Source organism: Streptomyces xingningensis, assembly GCF_054957865.1.
In genome coordinates this window covers 1-16,381 of the sequence record NZ_JBDJPF010000054.1, presented here as the reverse complement: position 1 = coordinate 16,381, position 16,381 = coordinate 1, and the positions used below count along the sequence as shown (strand labels likewise).

General features: G+C 71.9%; 11 protein-coding genes. 7 read left to right on the top strand and 4 right to left on the bottom strand.

All coding sequences use genetic code 11. The annotated features are described in order from the left end of the window. The first annotated feature begins 26 nt into the window (after positions 1 to 26). A complete protein-coding gene (pcrA, locus tag ABCR83_RS24450; protein WP_462697319.1) occupies positions 27 to 2,468 on the top strand; it encodes a DNA helicase PcrA in 2,442 nt (813 codons plus the stop codon). A 36-nt stretch (positions 2,469 to 2,504) separates the two neighbouring features. Here the strand turns inward: pcrA and ABCR83_RS24445 are convergent, their stop codons facing one another. Together ABCR83_RS24445 and ABCR83_RS24440 are read right to left on the bottom strand one after the other, a co-directional pair. Next, positions 2,505 to 3,923, bottom strand: a complete 1,419-nt coding sequence (locus tag ABCR83_RS24445; RefSeq protein WP_462697318.1) for a M23 family metallopeptidase — start codon at positions 3,921 to 3,923, stop codon at positions 2,505 to 2,507. 232 nt (positions 3,924 to 4,155) lie between these two features. Then, positions 4,156 to 4,956, bottom strand: coding sequence for an esterase/lipase family protein (locus ABCR83_RS24440; protein ID WP_462697317.1), 801 nt, complete (start codon positions 4,954 to 4,956; stop codon positions 4,156 to 4,158). Between the two features lie 399 nt (positions 4,957 to 5,355). Here ABCR83_RS24440 and ABCR83_RS24435 point away from each other — a divergent pair, with 399 nt between their 5' ends. Continuing rightward, positions 5,356 to 5,769, top strand: a complete 414-nt coding sequence (locus tag ABCR83_RS24435) for a cobalamin B12-binding domain-containing protein (protein WP_462697352.1) — start codon at positions 5,356 to 5,358, stop codon at positions 5,767 to 5,769. 35 nt (positions 5,770 to 5,804) lie between these two features. Here ABCR83_RS24435 and ABCR83_RS24430 read toward each other — a convergent pair whose 3' ends face one another. Beyond that, positions 5,805 to 7,409 (bottom strand): DUF5691 domain-containing protein, encoded by a 1,605-nt coding sequence (locus ABCR83_RS24430; RefSeq protein ID WP_462697316.1) that lies wholly within the window; start codon positions 7,407 to 7,409, stop codon positions 5,805 to 5,807. A 65-nt stretch (positions 7,410 to 7,474) separates the two neighbouring features. Continuing rightward, positions 7,475 to 8,821, bottom strand: a complete 1,347-nt coding sequence (locus tag ABCR83_RS24425) for an SWIM zinc finger family protein (RefSeq protein ID WP_462697315.1) — start codon at positions 8,819 to 8,821, stop codon at positions 7,475 to 7,477. A 126-nt stretch (positions 8,822 to 8,947) separates the two neighbouring features. On the opposite strand from ABCR83_RS24425, the gene ABCR83_RS24420 reads away from it, so the two are divergent. The 5 genes from ABCR83_RS24420 to sucD all read left to right on the top strand — a co-directional run bounded on the left by ABCR83_RS24420 (position 8,948) and on the right by sucD (position 16,130). Continuing rightward, positions 8,948 to 10,051, top strand: coding sequence for an ATP-binding protein (locus ABCR83_RS24420; RefSeq protein WP_462697314.1), 1,104 nt, complete (start codon positions 8,948 to 8,950; stop codon positions 10,049 to 10,051). A 79-nt stretch (positions 10,052 to 10,130) separates the two neighbouring features. After that, positions 10,131 to 12,602 carry a DUF5682 family protein gene (locus tag ABCR83_RS24415; protein ID WP_462697313.1) on the top strand — a complete coding sequence of 824 codons (2,472 nt, stop codon included), beginning with the start codon at positions 10,131 to 10,133 and terminating at the stop codon, positions 12,600 to 12,602. Further along, positions 12,599 to 13,780 (top strand): VWA domain-containing protein, encoded by a 1,182-nt coding sequence (locus ABCR83_RS24410; protein ID WP_462697312.1) that lies wholly within the window; start codon positions 12,599 to 12,601, stop codon positions 13,778 to 13,780. The genes ABCR83_RS24415 and ABCR83_RS24410 overlap by 4 nt, the downstream gene beginning before the upstream one ends. Before the next feature lie 236 nt (positions 13,781 to 14,016). Next, complete coding sequence (sucC, locus tag ABCR83_RS24405; protein ID WP_462697311.1) at positions 14,017 to 15,192, top strand: ADP-forming succinate--CoA ligase subunit beta; 1,176 nt, start codon at positions 14,017 to 14,019, stop codon at positions 15,190 to 15,192. A gap of 20 nt (positions 15,193 to 15,212) precedes the next feature. Beyond that, positions 15,213 to 16,130, top strand: coding sequence for a succinate--CoA ligase subunit alpha (gene sucD, locus ABCR83_RS24400; RefSeq protein ID WP_462697310.1), 918 nt, complete (start codon positions 15,213 to 15,215; stop codon positions 16,128 to 16,130). Positions 16,131 to 16,381: the final 251 nt, after the last annotated feature.

The following is a 16,381-nucleotide window of genomic DNA, read 5'->3' as shown; positions in this document are numbered from 1 at the left end:
GTGGTGCCGCCTAGACTCGGACAACGATGAGCAGCCTCTTTGACGACAGCTTTCTGGCGGACCTCGCCCCCTCGGACGGGGAAGCCCCGCCGCCCCCGGAGGAAGCGGCTCCGGAGCCGGTGCCGCACGACCTCTTCGGAGGCGCGTTCGACGCGCCCGTGCCCAGGGAGGCGTACTACCGCGATGGCGCCGCCCGCCCCGTCGTGGACCCGGCCGCGCTGCTGGAGGGGATGAACGACCAGCAGCGGGCCGCAGTGGTGCACTCCGGGTCGCCGCTGCTCATCGTCGCGGGCGCCGGATCCGGCAAGACGCGGGTGCTCACCCACCGGATCGCCCACCTGCTGGGCGCCCGCGGCGTCCACCCCGGCCAGATCCTCGCGATCACCTTCACCAACAAGGCCGCCGGCGAGATGAAGGAGCGCGTCGAGCAACTCGTCGGCCCGCGCGCCAACGCGATGTGGGTGATGACATTCCACAGCGCCTGCGTGCGGATCCTGCGCCGGGAGAGCAAGAAGCTGGGCTTCACCTCCTCCTTCTCGATCTATGACGCGGCCGACTCCAAGCGACTGATGGCACTCGTCTGCCGGGATCTGGACCTCGACCCCAAGAAGTTCCCGCCGAAGTCCTTCAGCGCGAAGATCTCCAACCTCAAGAACGAGCTCATCGACGAGGAGGCCTTCGCCGTCGGGGCGTCCGACGGCTTCGAGAAGACGCTGGCCGAGGCGTATGGGATGTACCAGTCGCGGCTGCGCGAGGCCAACGCCCTCGACTTTGACGACATCATCATGACCACGGTCCACCTGCTCCAGGCCTTCCCGGACGTGGCCGAGCACTACCGCCGCCGCTTCCGGCACGTCCTGGTCGACGAGTACCAGGACACCAACCACGCCCAGTACACCCTGGTGCGCGAGCTGGTGGGCACCGGCGCGGAGACCGCCGAGCTGTGCGTCGTCGGTGATGCGGACCAGAGCATCTACGCCTTCCGGGGCGCCACCATCCGCAACATCCTCCAGTTCGAGGAGGACTACCCCGACACCACCACCGTCCTGCTGGAGCAGAACTACCGCTCCACCCAGACGATCCTCAGCGCCGCCAACGCGGTCATCGAGCGCAACCAGAACCGCCGCCCGAAGAATCTGTGGACGGAGGCCGGCGCCGGCGCCGCCATCACCGGATATGTGGCCGACACCGAGCACGACGAGGCCCAGTTCGTCGCCGACGAGATCGACCGGCTCGCGGACGCCGGTGACGCCAAAGCCGGTGACGTCGCCGTCTTCTACCGCACCAACGCCCAGTCCCGCGTCTTCGAAGAGATCTTCATCCGGGTCGGACTGCCCTACAAGGTCGTCGGCGGAGTGCGCTTCTACGAGCGCAAGGAGGTCCGCGATGTGCTGGCCTACCTGCGGGTGCTGGCCAACCCCGAGGACACCGTCCCGCTGCGCCGGATCCTCAATGTGCCCAAGCGCGGCATCGGCGAGCGCGCCGAGGCCATGATCGACGCCCTGGCCCTGCGGGAGAAGATCAGCTTCCCGCAGGCGCTGCGGCGAGTGGACGACGCCTATGGCATGGCCGCCCGCTCGGCCAACGCGGTCAAGCGCTTCAACGTCCTGATGGAGGAGCTGCGCACGATCGTGGAGTCGGGCGCCGGCCCGGCGACGGTGCTGGAGGCGGTGCTGGAGCGCACGGGCTACCTGGCCGAGCTCCAGGCGTCCACCGACCCGCAGGACGAGACCCGCATCGAGAACCTCCAGGAACTCGCGGCAGTGGCCTTGGAGTTCGAGCAGGAGCGGGACACCGAGGGTGCCGAGAGCCCCGGCACACTGGCCGACTTCCTGGAGAAGGTCGCCCTGGTCGCCGACTCCGACCAGATCCCCGATGAGGCCACCGAAGGCACCGGCGTCATCACACTGATGACGTTGCACACCGCCAAGGGCCTGGAATTCCCGGTCGTCTTCCTCACCGGCCTGGAGGACGGCGTCTTCCCGCACATGCGGGCCCTGGGGCAGACGAAGGAGCTGGAGGAGGAGCGGCGGCTCGCCTATGTGGGCATCACCCGGGCCCGCGAGCGCCTGTATCTCACCCGGTCGAGCATGCGCAGCGCCTGGGGCCAGCCCGCGTACAACCCGCCGTCGCGGTTCCTGGAGGAGATCCCCGAGCGGTATGTGGACTGGCGCCGCACCGGGCCCGCCACCCCCTCCGCGTCGGTGTCCGGCATCACCTCCACCGGGCTCTCGTCCTCGCGCGCCGGTGGTGGCAAGGCGGGGCCGAGCGGTTTCGCGACCCGGCGTGCCAAGGACCGGCCCGTGGTGTCGCTGGCCATCGGCGACCGGGTCACCCACGATTCGTTCGGGCTCGGCACGGTGGTCGCGGTCAAGGGCAGCGGTGACAATGCCGAGGCCACCATCGACTTCGGCCAGGACAAGCCCAAGCGGCTGCTGTTGCGCTACGCGCCGGTCGAGAAGCTGTAGTCCGCGCCGGGGGCGGTCGGAGTCAGGGGCCGGGGGTCAGGTCGGGTCGAGGTCATGGCCGCGCAGCCAGGGCAGCGGGTCGACGGCCGAGCCGCCGGGCCGCACCTCGAAGTGCAGGTGCGGCCCGGTCGAGTTGCCGGAGTTGCCGGAGTAGGCGATGACATCGCCGGCCTTGACCTGGCCGGAGCGCATTCGGGTGCTGCTGAGGTGGCAGTACCAGGTCTCGGTCCCGTCGGGCGCGGTCACTATGGCCATGTTTCCGTAGGCCACGTTGTACTGGGTACGGACGGTGCCGTCGGTGGCGGCCATCACGGGGGTGCCATAGCTGACGGGGAAGTCGATGCCGGTGTGCACCGACATCCAGTTGACTCCCGCCTGGCCGAAGTAGGCGCTCAGACCGTGCTGGTTGACGGGGAGCGCGAACTTGGGCCGCTCCGCCTCCTTGCGGGCAGCCTCCTCCGCCTTGCGTTTGCGCTCCTCCTCCTGGCGTGCCTTCAGATCGAGCCGTTCCTGGGTGCGGCTGGCCCGGCTGGCGAAGTCGTCGGCGCCTCGGCTGAGCCCGGCGAGCTGGGTGTCCAGCTGGTTGTTGGCCGACGAGAGTTTGACGGTGGACGGGTCGGGGGCGGAGGTGGCCTGGGTGGATGTGGTGTCCTGCCGGTTGTTGGAAGCGACGGATGCGGCGGCGATGCCGGCCACTCCCATGACGGCGACGGAAGGCACGGCGACGGTGAGCAGCGCCTTGCGACGCGGGCGGTAACCGGCCCGGGCGGGGGCGCCCTTGCGGCGATTGCGGCTCTGCGGGGGCTCGGGCCGCGCGTCCTGGGGGAGGTCCTGCCGACCGTCCCGCGGCGGGACGATCACCGCCTGCATGGTCCTGGTGTCGCAGTCGGCGACGGACGCCGTCCCCTGCCCGGCCGTGGCCCACTGGGCTGAACCCGGGTCGGGATCGGGGAGGGCGGTCATCAGGGTGGGGTCGTGCTGGAGCGGTGTGGGGGCCGGCTCGTCCACGGTCGCGTAGGCGCCGGCGTCCCAGGTCTGGGTCTGTCCGCTCTGGGTCTGCCCGCCGAAGTCACCGCCCCAGCCGGCGGTGTCCCAGGTCTGGGGCGGTACGTGGGCGTGGGCGCCGGTGGCGTCCGTCCCCCAGGTTCCTTCTCCGCTCGCGGCCGAGGGGTTTGCCCAGCCGGTGGTGCCGTCCCAGGAGCCCGAGTGCCCGGATTCCCATTGCCACTGGCCCGAGTCCCATTGTCCGGTCTGCTGATGAGTGGCATAGCCGCTGGTGTCCCAGAACTGGGTCTGTCCGGTGGTGTCCCATTGCCCGGTGCCATAACCGTGGTTGTCGTATCCGGCGTGGGCATATGCGGCGGCCTGCTGTTCGTACGGGGTGTAGTGCCCGTACATGGCATCGGGAGCGGGAACGGTCGGGCCCGGGCCCGCCGAGGGGTGACGGTCGTTCACCACCACTTCCATTTCGCCTTGGGAGCAGGAGAAGTAGCGGCGACTGTACCCGGCGGTATGCGACGCCCACAATCTTCCTCACGTTTTGAATCGTTGATGCCTGGGCAATTGGCAGCCTTTCGGTGGACCCAATCCGGTTCAGTCGCTTTGGCGTTCGAGAATCGTTCGATCTTCGCCGGATGCGGGGGATGGGATCGAGGGTTCGAGCTGTGGTGCGGAGCACCGGCCCGCATCAGGCGACCGATACCGCTCCCGAGGTGTCGGGAGCCTCTTCTTCCGTGGTCAGGGCCTGACGGATGCCCGCGGCCACCGCGCAGTGCACGGGCAGCGCGAGATGGCCCACCCCGCTGACCCGTATGTTGCGCGCTCTCAGATCCGGGTGATCGATGCGGGCGGTCTCCACCGGGACCATGATCTGATCGAGTTCACTCCAGAAGCTGATGAACCGCGTACCGCAGTGGGGGGCCGGCTCGGCCAGCTCCGCTATGACATCGGAGTCCGGGCGCATTTGCCGCACCAGCGGGTGCGCGGACATCAGGGGCGCGACCAGGGTGCCGCCGTGCGGTGTGCCGAGCGTGACCAGGGTGCGGATCCGGGCGTCCCCGCCGAGGCGCTGCGCGTAGTAGCGGGCGATCAGTCCGCCCAGGCTGTGCCCGATGACATCGATGTGCCGGCTGCCCGTAAGCGCGCAGAGTTCGTCGACATGGCGGGCGAGCAGCCCGGCGGCGGTACGGATGTCGCAGGTGAGCGGCGAGTAGTTGAGGGAGGTCACCCGGTGCCAGCCGTGCCGGCGCAGCGAGCGGCGCAGCAGGGCGAAGACCGAGCGGTTGTCGATGAAGCCGTGCAGCAGGAGGACGGGCGGCCGGTCGGTGCCGCTCTCCGCCTCCGGACCGGAGGGAGGCGGGGGGCGCTCCTGGGTCACACCGGTGGGATAGAGCAGCACATGACCCGTGAGGATCGCCAGCTCAAGCATGGTGGACCGGACCAACGCGGGGGAGGGGAGCGTGGTGGAAAGGGTGGGCAAGGCCCCCATGGCCGACCTCCCGAACGGCACACACAGCGGGCCTCTGTCCCCCGGGTGCCCTCGTGGGCAGCCGTACGCTGCCTGCCGCACCGCTGTGCCGGGCGGCTGACGGCACAGTGGTGCGGCGGCTTTGTCGCGGCTCCCCTTGCGACCGACCCGTGATCCGGCGGCTCCGGGACCGGACGGCTGAGTGCCTGACGGCATTGCTCCGTTGGCGGCCGGGGTGAGGCGCGGGGTGACGGGAACGGCGCGTAGCGAACGTGGTGTCCCACGTGTGATTTCCCCCTCGCTCTCCACCGCGAAACGGCCGGTTGCGGGATGCTGGAGATAACGTTCGTTCACGTCCCTGGCCCGCTGGGCGCGGGGCAGCTCGCGGCCGGTCGACGGCAGGCGTACCTGGAGGCAGTGATGGGAGTGACCGGTCCGATCCGCGTGGTGGTGGCCAAGCCGGGGCTCGACGGACACGATCGCGGGGCCAAGGTCATCGCGCGTGCGCTGCGTGACGCCGGCATGGAGGTCATCTACACGGGGCTCCATCAGACACCCGAGCAGATCGTGGACACCGCGATCCAGGAGGACGCCGACGCGATCGGCCTGTCGATTCTCTCGGGTGCGCACAACACCCTTTTCACCAAGGTGATAGAGCTGTTGCGGGAGCGGGACGCGGAGGACATCAAGGTCTTTGGCGGCGGCATCATCCCCGAGGCGGACATCGTGCCGCTCAAGGAGCAGGGGGTCGCGGAGATCTTCACCCCGGGGGCGACGACGGCATCGATCGTGGAGTGGGTCAACGCGAACGTCCGCCAGCCGGCCGGTGCGTGATCGCCCGGCGGCTGCCGCCGGGGTCCGGGCGCGGGTCACCGCACTTCCCCGAGACCGCTCAGCTCCGCATGCATGACGGCGCGCAGCCGCAGGGTGCCGACGAGCCGCTGGAAGGCCTCCGTCCAGTAGCCGAAGGCCCCGGATGAGGCGGCGGCCTCCGGTGCCGCGCCGGGGGTGCCGACGAGGGACTCCAGCCGGTCGGCCTGCTCGGGGTCCAGGCATCGCTCGGCCAGGCCCATCACCCCGCTGAAGCTCCAGGGGTAGCCGCCGGCCTCCCGTGCGATGTCGAGGGCGTCCACGACCGCCCGGCCCAGCGGTTCCGCCCAGGGCACTTCGCACACGCCGATCAGCCGGAAGGCGTCCGAGAGCCCGTGGGCGGCGATGAACTCGGCCGCCCAGGCGGCCCGTTCACCCGGTGGCAGCGCGGTCAGCAGTTTCGCGGGATCCCGCCAGGAGGAGCCCGCCGGGTCGGGGAGCGAGCTCGCCGGGCCCAGCAGCGCCCGCGACCACTGCGCGTCCTGCCGGAGGACGGCGGCCCGGCACCAGGCTGCGTGCAGATCCGGCTGCCAGCCGTCGGCCACCGGCAGGGCGATGGCCTCGGCCGCGTCGGCCACCCTCAGGTGCGCGGGCCAGACGGCCAGCGGTGCCGCCTGCACCACCTGGGTCAGCCACCATGATCGCGTGCCCCGGCCGGACGGGGGTCTGGCGACGATGCCGTCCCGCTGCATCCCGCTGTCGCATCGGTGGGGCGCCTCGACCACGACGAGCGGCGCCGCGCCGCTCGTCGTGCGGTCCAGGGCGACACAGGCCCGGGCCCGCTCGGCCATCCGGGCCGTGAGCGCGGAGAGTGGGAGGGCGGCGAGGAGTTCGGCCGCCGCGGCCCGCACATTGCGGCTGCGGTCGGAGAGAGCCTGTTCCAGGAAGGGCTCGTCGGCGGGGGAGAGGCCCTCACGCAGGGAATCCAGGAACATCAGCCGGTCCTCCGCCCGCTCGCTCGCCCACGTGGTGGCCAGCAGCTCATGGGCCACGGCCGGATCACGGCGCCGGACGGCCAGCAGTACCGCGGCGCGCTCGGCGAACAACCCCTCCCGCCAGACGCGCCGTTCGGCTTCGGGATCGGTGTCCCGGACGCCGGCCGGGTCCGCCGGATGGGCGCGCAGTGCGAACTTCCACCGGGGGTTGAGCCGGGCGAGCCACAGCGCCCGGGGCCCGCCGAGGGTGAGGGCCTCCTGGCGCAGATCGCTGCGGGCCCGGGCGGCGTCGAGCAGGGCGGGCAGCAAGGCCTCCGGCGCCCGGTAGCCGTGCCGGTTGGCGGCGGTCAGCCACTGTGGCAGCAGCTCGATGAGATCCGGGGTGGCACCGCGCCGCCCGCCGCCGGGGCCCGTCCGGTCGGCGAGCAGCAGGGTCAGCCGCTGCTGTGCGGCGGCCGGCAGCACGGGACGTGGGTCCGGTGGCGCGGGTGCGGGCCGGGCCCGCGCGGTGACCGGCAGGGCGGCTGCCCGCCGCCGCACGGTGTGCAGGGCGGCCGCGTCCAGCAGCGCCAGGGCCGGGTCCTGCCCGGGGCGGGGCGGGGCGGTCGAGGCGCGCCGCTCGGTGCCCAGCAGGGCGGTGGTGACGAGGTCTTCCCAGGTGGTGTTCATCCGTCGGGTCCTCTTCCGTTCTCCGGCGTATCGGTGGTTTCCCCGGGTGGTGCCGTGCAGCGGCGTCAGAGGGCGACCGGTCCGGGGCCCCAGGTCGCCAGGGGGATGAAGCCGCGGTGGCCGTACTCCCCGAAGACGGTCACCGGCCGGCCGCCGGATATCGCGGCGAGCCGCCACAGGCCCGGATCGCCGCACCGTGGATCCACCGGGAGCGCCGATGTGCCCTCGCCGTCGGCCAGTTGCCAGCCGTGCTCCACATCCGGCACCGGGGTCACCGCCTCGAGGACCACCGGCCAGGACTCCAGCCAGGGGTCGTCGCACAGCGACCCGCCGTATGCGCACAGAGCCGCCTCGGCATTGCCGCCCGGCGGCGGCTCGGAGCAGGGGGCGGGCGCCCCGTGGCGCGGGCCGAGCACCGCGCGCAGCGGCCGCGCCGACGGATGGAAGGCGAGCTCCGCCTCCAGGACCAGGCCGACCGGCAGCGAGAGTTCGGGCGCCCGGCCGCCCGCGCCGTAGGAGAGGAGCAGGGCCATCCGGCCCGTGCCCCGGCCGTACAGCCAGCAGCGGCGAGTGGTCAGCCTGCCGTCGTCGGCGTCCCGTTGGGCCAGGACGAGCCAGTGGTCGCGGACCCGGGGCGCGGAGGCCAGCAGCGCGGAGCCGTCCGAGGCGGTGCCGACCCGGGTTCGCACCGTCGCGGCCAGCGCCTCCGGCAGCCGGTCGGCGTGCAGATAGCCCTGGTTGAGGGTGTGCAGCAGGGCGCACTCCGCAAGCAGGCGCGCTGCCCGGTCCGGGCCGGAGCCCACCACCGAGGTCAACTCCCGGATGCGGGCGGCGAGTCCGGGTGCCTGGGCATCGGTCATACGGGCCGCCGCCGCCTCCCACTGCCCGGACGCGGAGTCTTCGCCCGCCGCGAGCCCGCCCCTCAGGAGATCCGCGAGCCGCTGCTCCAACTCCGCGACCCCCGCGGCGATGCGTGCGGCCCGGCGGTCCGCACGGCGGCGCGCCGCCGCGCCGCCCGGCGCCGGCCCGGCCGCAGGCGCGCCGGGCGGCCGGGCCGCACGCCGCCGGAGCAGCCACTCACCGGCCCAGTCCGGCGGCGGTGCCTCGGTCGCCGGCACGGCCTCCTGGCCCGCCGCCCACAGCAGCAACAGGCCCAGGGTGTGCTTGCACGGGAACTTGCGGCTCGGGCAACTGCAGTGAAAGCCGGGCTCATCGGGGCCGGACAGATCGACGACCGCCCGATACGGCGTGCCGCCGCCGCCCGCGCACCGGCCCCACACCGCGCCCGCACCGGCACCCGTGCCCGACCACGGCCCGGGTCCGGCGAGTTTGCCGCCGGCCTTGCGTGACGCTTCGTCAGGAGCCAGTGCGAGCACCTGGTCCGATGTCCAGCGTTCCCCCTGCGGATTCATGTCGGCAAAGCTAGGGCACCCCACTGACAATCGCTCTGACCAGCGGATCTCCCGCTCTGGAGACCGATTGTCAGTGGGCTGGTGCAAGGTGGGGACACATCCCGGAACGCACCACGAGGGGGACTTGTGACCGTGTCTGGAATCCCGCGCACCGAGACCTTGCGACCGCATGCCGAAGACGCCTTCGCCGAGGAGCTGAAGGCCCTCGCGGCCGCCGACGACCGCCCACGCCCCGGGCGTTGGCGGCTGTCGCCCTGGGCGGTCGCCACCTATCTGCTGGGCGGCACCCTGCCCGGCGGCACCGTCATCACCCCGAAGTACGTCGGCCCGCGCCGCATCGTCGAGGTCGCCGTCGCCACGCTCGCCACCGACCGGGCGCTGCTGCTGCTCGGCGTCCCCGGCACGGCCAAGACCTGGGTGTCCGAGCACCTGGCCGCCGCCGTCAGCGGCGACTCGACCCTGCTGGTCCAGGGCACGGCGGGCACCGCCGAAGAGGCCATCCGCTACGGCTGGAACTACGCCCGGCTGCTGGCCCACGGCCCCAGCCGGGAGGCGCTGGTGCCCAGCCCCGTCATGCGCGCCATGGCCGAGGGCAGGATCGCGCGGATCGAGGAGCTCACCCGCATCCCCGCCGACGTCCAGGACACCCTCATCACCGTCCTGTCCGAGAAGACCCTGCCCATCCCCGAACTCGGCGAGGAAGTACCGGCCGTGCCCGGCTTCAGCCTCATCGCCACCGCCAACGACCGGGACCGCGGCGTCAACGAGCTCTCCAGCGCGCTGCGCCGCCGGTTCAACACGGTCGTCCTGCCACTGCCTGCCACCCCCCAGGAGGAGGTCGACATCGTCACCCGGCGGGTCGAGCAGATCGGCCGCTCCCTCGACCTGCCCGCGCCGCCCGACGGCATCGACGAGATCCGGCGGGTCGTCACGGTCTTCCGTGAACTGCGCGGGGGCATCACCGCGGACGGGCGCACCAAGCTCAAGTCCCCTTCGGGCACGCTCTCGACGGCCGAGGCGATCTCGGTCGTCACGGGCGGGCTGGCCCTTGCCGCCCACTTCGGCGACGGAGTGCTGCGCGCGGGGGACGTGGCCGCCGGGATCCTCGGCGCGGTCGTCCGTGACCCGGCGGCCGACCGGACGGTCTGGCAGGAGTATCTGGAGACCGTGGTCCGCGAGCGGCACGGCTGGCAGGACTTCTACCGCGCATGCCGCGAGGTGTCTGCATGACCACGGGCCGTCACCCCGGCTCTCACCGGCATCTAACCACGAGCACCCAACTGATGCCCGCAGAAAGGATGGTGGACCAGTGACCACCGCCCCGCCCGCCCTGCTCGGCGTGCGACATCACGGGCCGGGGTCCGCACGGGCCGTGCGGGCCGCTCTCGACCGGTGCGAGCCGGGCGCCGTGCTGATCGAGGGCCCGCCCGAGGCGGATGCGATCGTCCACCTCGCCGCCGACGCGGGGATGCGTCCGCCCGTCGCGCTGCTGGCCCACGCCGTGGACGACCCGGGCCACGCCGCCTGCTGGCCGCTCGCGGAGTTCTCCCCCGAGTGGGTGGCCATCCGATGGGCGCTGGTGCACGACGTGCCGGTCCGCTTCATCGACCTGCCCGCCGCGGTGTCGCTCGCGCTGGGCGAACGCGCCGCGGAGCGGCCCGAGTTCCCGTCACCCGACGCGGAAGCCGCCGCCCCGGGCGGGGATCCGGGCGGCAGTCCTTCCCACATGTGCCGCCCGTCCGGCCCCGCCGCACGGCTCGACCCTCTTGCCGCGCTGGCGGAGGCCGCCGGTTACGACGACCCCGAGCGCTGGTGGGAAGACGTGGTCGAGCACCGGCGGGGCGGCCACCGGGAGGGCACCCCGCTCGCGCCCTTCCGGGCCGTCGCCGAGGCCATGGCCGAGCTGCGGGCCGCCCTCGCCGGTGAGGGCGGTGGGTCCGACGGCGCCGACGGCCACCCCGGCTGCGTCCGCTGCCGGGACCGCGATGCCGTGCGGGAAGCCCATATGCGCCTGAAACTGCGCGAAGCCCGCCGCGAGTTCGGGGACGCGGTCGCCGTGGTCTGCGGAGCCTGGCACGTACCGGCCCTCGCCGCGCAGCGGCCGGTCACCGCCGACCGGCAGGTGCTCAAGGGGCTGCCCAAGGTCAAATCGACCATCGGCTGGGTGCCTTGGACCCACCGCCGTCTGACCGGACACAGCGGATACGGCGCCGGCATCACCTCACCGGGCTGGTACGGGCACCTCTTCCGCGCCCCGGACCGGCCCCTGGAGCGGTGGATGACCACCGTCGCCCGGCTGTTGCGTGCCGAGGACCACCCCGTCTCCTCCGCCCATGTCATCGAGGCCGTACGGCTCGCCGACACCCTCGCCGCGCTGCGCGCCCGCCCGTTCGCCGGGCTCACCGAAGCCACCGATGCGGTGCGGGCGGTGATGTGCGAGGGCTCCGATGCGCCGCTCGCCCTCGTCCACGACCGGCTGGTCATCGGCGAGGCGCTCGGCGAGGTCCCCGCCTCCGCACCGGCCGCGCCCCTGCGGCGCGACCTGACCCGGCTGCAGCGCAGCCTGCGCCTCAAGCCCGAACCTGCCGCCCGGGAAGCCGAGTTCGACCTCCGCAAGGAGCTGGACGCGGCCCGCAGCAGGCTGCTGCACCGGCTCGTGCTGCTCGGTGTCGACTGGGGCGTACCGGTGCGCTCACGCGAAGGGCTCGGCACCTTCCGCGAGACCTGGCGGCTGTGCTGGGAACCCGAGCTGTCCGTGCGAGTGGCCGAGGCCGGAGTCTGGGGCACCACCGTCGAAGGCGCGGCGACCGCACGGGCCGCATCCTTGGCCGGCGCGGCCACCACGCTCGCCGAGATCACCACCCTGGCCGAAGGCTGCCTGCTCGCCGCGCTGCCCGCCGCCCTCCCCATCGTCATGCGCGCCCTCGCCGACCGAGCCGCCCTCGACACGGATGTGGCACAGCTGGCCCAGGCGCTGCCCGCCCTCGTCCGGTCCGTCCGCTACGGCGACGTCCGCGGCACCGACACCGGGGCCCTGGCCGAGGTGGCGGCGGGCATCGCCGAGCGTGTCTTCGTCGGCCTGCCCGCCGCCTGCGCGGGCCTCGACCGCGAGGCGGCGGCGGAGATGAGGGCCCGGCTCAACGCCGTGCACCAGGCGACGGCGCTGCTGGCCTCGCCCGGCATACGCGATCGCTGGGCCGCCGTGCTGACCGTCCTCGCCGATCGCGAGGGCCTGCCCGGGGAGATACGGGGCCGGGCCGCCCGGCTGCTGCTCGACGAGGGCCGGCTGGCCGAGGGCCGCGCCGCCCGGCTGATGGGGCTCGCGCTCTCGCCCGGCCGGGCACCGGCCGAGGCGGCCGCCTGGATCGAGGGGTTCATCGGCAGCGGTGGCTCCGGCGGGATGCTGCTCGTCCATGACGACCGGCTGCTCGGTCTCGTCGACGCCTGGCTCACCGGGGTGCCCCCCGCCGCCTTCACGGATGTGCTGCCACTGCTGCGCCGCACCTTCGCGGCCTTCGACCCCGGAGTGCGCCGTTCCGTCGGCGAGCTGATCCGCGGCGGCGGGTCGGCAGCCGGGGCCAACGGCCCGGCCGGCACAGCAGAGTTGGATGCCGGACGGGCGGCGGCGATCCTGCCGACGATGTGCCTGCTGCTGGGCCTCGACCCGGAGAGCCCCGAGAACCCCGAGAACCTCGAGAGCCCCGAGAACCCAAATAACAGCGAGAGCCCCGAAGACGGCTTGGCATCGGCAGCGGGACCGACAGAAGGAGCAGCACGGTGACGGCCACACCCCCCATCGATCCCGCAGCCGAACGGCTGCGCCGCTGGCGGCTGGTGCTCGGCGGCGCGGGCGATGGCACCGGGTGCCCGCTCGGCGGCACCGACGCCGCCATGGACCGGACCCTGGAGTCGCTCTATGGATCCCGGCCCGGTCCCGCCCATGACTCCGCCCCGGGAAGCGGCCGGCGCGGGGCGGGGCTCGGCGGTTCCGCGCCACAGGTCGCCCGCTGGCTGGGCGACATCCGGGCGTACTTTCCGACGTCCGTCGTTCAGGTGATGCAGCGCGACGCGATCGACCGGCTCGGTCTGTCGGCCCTGCTGATGGAGCCCGAGCTGCTCGAGGCCGTCGAAGCGGATGTGCACCTCGTCGGCACCCTGCTGTCGCTGGGCAAGGCCATGCCCGAGGCCACCAGGACCACCGCGCGGGCGGTCGTCCGCAAGGTGGTCCGGGATCTGGAGGGGCGCCTGACCTCCCGCACCCGCACCACCCTCCTGGGCGCCCTCGACCGCTCCGCCCGCATCGGCCGCCCCCGGCACCGCGACATCGACTGGAACCGCACCATCCGCGCCAACCTCAAGAACTACCTGCCCGAGTACCGCACCGTGGTGCTCGAGCGCCTCATCGGCTACGGCCGGTCCGCACGGTCGGTGAAGAAGGAGGTGATCCTGTGCATCGACCAGTCCGGGTCGATGGCCGCCTCCGTCGTCCATGCCGCCGTCTTCGGCGCGGTCCTGGCCTCGATACGGGCCCTGGACACCCGGCTGGTGGCCTTCGACACCGCGGTCGTGGACCTCACCGACCAGCTGGCCGACCCGGTGGATGTGCTGTTCGGCACCCGGCTCGGCGGCGGCACCGACATCAACAGGGCCCTCGCCTACTGCCAGTCCCGCATCACCCGGCCCGCCGAGACGGTCGTCGTCCTCATCAGCGACCTCTACGAGGGCGGTATCCGCGACGGGATGCTGGGGCGGGTCGCCGCGATGCAGACGTCCGGGGTGCGGTTCGTGACCTTGCTCGCGCTCTCCGACGAGGGTGCGCCCGCCTATGACCGCGAGCACGCCGCGGCGCTGGCTGCACTCGGCGCGCCCGCCTTCGCCTGTACCCCCGATCTGTTTCCGGAGGTGATGGCGGCGGCCCTGGAGAAGCGGCCGCTGCCGATACCCGATACCGCCATTTGACCGGCCGGTCGCTCCCGAATGGACGCGCTCTGTCGCGATCTGTGAGCGTTATCACGGCCAGAGTGTGATCTGTGATTTAGGGAGCTCCCGCCCTCGGGGATAACCTGCGAGACGGACATGCCGCGTATTCGGCGCACGTGTGCCGCCCTCGTCATAGATCGCGTCCTCACGCTGCCAACGCGGCACGCCCGCGCAGACAACGAACCGCGATATCCATGGAAAAGGGACGGACGCGCGTGGACCTGTTCGAGTACCAGGCGAGGGACCTCTTCGCCAAGCACGGTGTACCGGTGCTGGCCGGTGAAGTCATCGACACGCCTGAGGCGGCGCGCGAGGCGACCGAGCGGCTGGGCGGCAAGGCCGTCATCAAGGCGCAGGTCAAGGTCGGCGGCCGGGGCAAGGCCGGTGGCGTGAAGCTGGCCTCCGACGCGGACGACGCGGTTGCCAAGGCCGGTCAGATCCTGGGCATGGACATCAAGGGCCACACGGTCCACAAGGTGATGCTCGCCCAGACGGCGGACATCAAGGAGGAGTACTACGTCTCCTACCTGCTGGACCGCACCAACCGCACCTTCCTGGCCATGGCCTCCGTCGAGGGTGGCATGGACATCGAAGAGGTCGCGGCCACCAAGCCCGAGGCCCTCGCCAAGATCCCGGTGGACGCCAACGAGGGCGTGACCGAGGCCAAGGCCCGCGAGATCATCGCGGCCGCCAAGTTCCCGGCCGAGATCGCGGACGGCATGGTCCAGGTCCTGCAGAGCCTGTGGACCGTCTTCGTCAAGGAGGACGCCCTCCTCGTCGAGGTCAACCCGCTGATCAAGAGCGGTGACGGCAAGCTCATCGCCATCGACGGCAAGGTCTCGCTGGACGCCAACGCCGACTTCCGCCAGCCCGGGCACGAGGAGCTGGAGGACAAGGCCGCGGCCAACCCGCTGGAGGCCGCCGCCAAGGCCAAGGGCCTCAACTACGTCAAGCTCGACGGCCAGGTCGGCATCATCGGCAATGGCGCGGGCCTGGTGATGAGCACCCTCGACGTCGTCGCCTACGCCGGCGAGAAGCACTCGGGCGTCAAGCCCGCCAACTTCCTCGACATCGGCGGCGGCGCCTCCGCCGAGGTCATGGCCAACGGCCTTGAGATCATCCTCGGCGACCCGGACGTCAAGTCCGTCTTCGTCAATGTCTTCGGTGGCATCACCGCGTGTGACGAGGTCGCCAAGGGCATCGTCCAGGCCCTGGAGCTGCTCAAGGCCAAGGGCGAAGCGGTCACCAAGCCGCTGGTCGTGCGCCTCGACGGCAACAACGCGGAGCTGGGTCGCAAGATCCTGTCCGACGCCAACCACCCGCTGGTGCAGCGCGTGGACACCATGGACGGCGCGGCCGACAAGGCCGCCGAGCTGGCTGCGGCTAAGTAAGGGACGAGGACTCCACAACCATGGCTATCTTCCTCACCAAGGACAGCAAGGTCATCGTCCAGGGGATGACCGGTGCCACGGGCATGAAGCACACCAAGCTCATGCTGGCCGACGGCACCAACATCGTCGGCGGCGTGAACCCGCGCAAGGCCGGCACCGAGGTCGACTTCGAGGTCCCCCAGAGCCTGAACGGCCTGGGAGGTACCCCCACTTCGGTGCCCGTCTTCGGCTCCGTCGCCGAGGCGATGCAGAAGACCGGCGCCGACGTCACCGTGGTCTTTGTGCCGCCGGCCTTCGCCAAGGCCGCCGTGGTCGAGGCGATCGACGCGGGCATCGGCCTGGCCGTTGTGATCACCGAGGGCATCGCCGTCCACGACTCGGCCGCCTTCTGGGCGTACGCGGGCTCGAAGGGCAACAAGACCCGCATCATCGGCCCCAACTGCCCCGGCCTGATCACCCCGGGCCAGTCCAACGCCGGCATCATCCCGGGCGATATCACCAAGCCCGGCCGCATCGGCCTGGTGTCCAAGTCCGGCACCCTGACCTACCAGATGATGTACGAGCTCCGTGACATCGGCTTCTCCTCGGCCGTCGGCATCGGTGGCGACCCGGTCATCGGCACCACCCACATCGACGCCCTCGCCGCGTTCGAGGCCGACCCCGACACCGACCTGATCGTCATGATCGGCGAGATCGGCGGCGACGCCGAGGAGCGGGCCGCGGACTTCATCAAGGCCAATGTCACCAAGCCGGTCGTCGGCTATGTGGCCGGTTTCACCGCGCCCGAGGGCAAGACGATGGGCCACGCCGGTGCGATCGTGTCCGGTTCGTCCGGCACCGCGCAGGCCAAGAAGGAGGCCCTCGAGGCCGCGGGCGTCAAGGTCGGCAAGACCCCGTCCGAGACGGCCCGCCTCGCGCGCGCCGCGCTGAACGCCTGAGTCTCGGCACCGCAGGACGTGGGGGCGGCGCCCTCCCGGCGGTGGGGGCCCACCCCCGGACGGGGGTTGGGCCCGAGCCACATAAACACAAAACACCCACCATTTCGGCCACACCCCCCCAAGGCCCCCCCCCCCACGCAAACAACACACCCACCAACAACGCACCCACCCCCAAAAAAGAAACCCCCAAAACCACCACCCCAAACCACGCCGTCAAAAACACAAAAAACAACACAAAAAAAAAAAAAAAA